The organism is Parvibaculum sp. (assembly GCF_049672805.1).
Taxonomy (GTDB): domain Bacteria; phylum Pseudomonadota; class Alphaproteobacteria; order Parvibaculales; family Parvibaculaceae; genus Parvibaculum.
The window spans coordinates 1-2,101 of record NZ_JBATWS010000027.1; the positions used below are offsets into that span (position 1 = coordinate 1).

General features: G+C 60.8%; 3 protein-coding genes. All 3 read left to right on the top strand.

The genetic code is table 11. The annotated features are described in order from the left end of the window. Positions 1-286 (top strand): hypothetical protein (locus WBF74_RS00935; RefSeq protein WP_424433921.1); only part of this gene is annotated, 286 nt, incomplete at its 5' end. A 67-nt stretch (positions 287-353) separates the two neighbouring features. Continuing rightward, positions 354-1,781 carry an amidase gene (locus tag WBF74_RS00940; RefSeq protein WP_424433922.1) on the top strand — a complete coding sequence of 476 codons (1,428 nt, stop codon included), beginning with the start codon at positions 354-356 and terminating at the stop codon, positions 1,779-1,781. Between the two features lie 12 nt (positions 1,782-1,793). Then, positions 1,794-2,101 (top strand): amidase family protein (locus WBF74_RS00945; RefSeq protein WP_424433923.1); only part of this gene is annotated, 308 nt, incomplete at its 3' end.

The window sequence follows — 2,101 nt, forward strand, 5'->3', positions numbered from 1 at the left end:
TCCGAATGCCAGTCCCGGCCTTGACTATATAGACTCCCGTGCACACGGCTTTTCCATCATCACGCTGACGGAAGACGCAACGACGGTCGAGCAGGTGAATGTGGGTGATGTCGGCCGCGATGAGGGGCCGGAAGGCTCGCCCGTTCTGCGCCGCGCGCGCTTCCGCGTTCCCTCATGGGAAAGCGGCGCCGAACCCGTCATCGAGGGCCCGGTGTTTGAAGGCACACCCCCCTATCCGTGGAAAATCCCGGCTACCGCGAAGATGCCGGAGAACAACGACGCCTGATTTGACGATCCGGTGAGTGACGCTAAGCTTCCAGACAACAAATACAAAGGAGGGGGAGCGCATCGCCATGGGTATCAGGGAATACGCCTCGTATGATGGTCTTGGACTCGCGGAACTCGTCCGCAAGGGCGAGGTGAGTGCGAGTGAACTGGCAGAAGAAGCCATTTCACGCATCGAAAAGCACAACCCGGCCCTCAATGCTGTCGTCCTGAAGCTTTATGATCTCGGCCGCTCCATGGCCAAAGCACCCGCAGATGGCGCTTTCAAGGGCGTGCCCTTTCTGCTGAAAGATGCCTTTGGCGATATTGCCGGGTATCCAAGCCGCCTCGGCTCCCGCTTTCGCGCAGAGACACCGGCAAGCGAGGATTCGGCGCTTGCCCGCCGCTTCCGCGCATCGGGCGTCAGCTTTCTCGGCAAGACCAACGTGCCGGAATTCACGCTGCTTCCGACAACGGAATCCGCGCTTTACGGCCCGGCGCGCAATCCGTGGAATGTGAACCACTCCACTGGCGGCTCCTCGGGCGGTGCAGCCGCTGCCGTTGCGGCGGGCATCGTTCCGCTTGCCCATGCGAATGACAGCGGCGGCTCGATCCGCATTCCCGCGTCAAGCTGCGGCCTTGTCGGCCTCAAGCCTTCACGCGCGCGCACCTCTTTCGCGCCGGACTACGGCGATGTGCTGAGCGGCCTCTGCCATGAACATGTCGTCACCCGCAGCGTGCGCGACAGTGCTGCAATGCTCGACGCTACGCAAGGCGCAGAGCCGGGCGACCCCTACATGGCGCCGCCTCCTGAGCGCCCCTATCTCGAAGAGATAAAGCGCGAACCCGGCAAGCTGCGCATCGCTTTCAGCAAAAAGAATGCAAATGGCGCCCTGCTTCACGCGGATTGTGTGAAGGGCGTGGAAGAAGTCGCAAAGCGACTTGCCGCTCTCGGCCATGATGTTGTGGAAGACGCACCGGCCTTGAAGCCGGATGAACCGGCGAGCCTCTTCCTGCCGCTTTGGGCATCATGGCTCGCCTCTGAAATCGAGGGCGAAGCCGCGCGCCGTGGCCGCGGGCCGGAAGAAAATGAACTCGAACCGCTGACACGCGGCCTTTATGAAGTCGGCAAATCCATTAGTGCCGCGCAATATCTGATGCTGGTAAAGGAGGCGCAAAACCTCACCCGCCGCGTCGGCGCCTTCATGACGAAGTATGATGTCTGGCTGACGCCCACCCTCGCCGCGCCGCCCATTCCGCTCGGCACCATCAATATCAACGAGCCGGATCCGATGATGGCTTTCGCTCCGGCTGCGGATTATGTGCCCTTCACGCCGATCCAGAATATCACCGGCCAGCCTTCCCTCTCGCTGCCGCTCTGCATGTCTGAAAGCGGGCTGCCTGTCGGCATGATGTTCTCTGCGCGCTATGGCGATGAGGCAACGCTCTTCCGCCTCGCCGCGCAGCTTGAGCAGGAAATGCCCTGGAAAGACCGTCACCCAGCCATCTGGAATTGAGGAGAACCGCAAGTGAGCTTTCCCGAATATGCAGATCATGATGGCCTCGGCCTTGCCGAACTGGTGAAGAAGGGCGAGGTGACACCGCTCGAACTCATCGACGCGGCCATTGAACGTGCCGAACGCCACAACGGCACGTTGAATGCCATTGTCTACAAGGCTTATGACGAAGCGCGTGAAAAGGCGAAAGGTGATTTGTCGGATGGCCCCTTCAACGGCGTGCCCTTTCTCATCAAGGATCTTGGCACAGAGGTGAAAGGCTGGCCGCGTACAAGCGGCAGCAAATTCGTCGCCACTGTAATGGACAATCACGACAGCGA

Coding starts and splice junctions, on each gene's coding strand:
- WBF74_RS00940 (WP_424433922.1), top strand. CDS start 354: ATGGGTATCAGGGAATACGCCTCGTATGATGGTCTTGGACTCGCGGAA.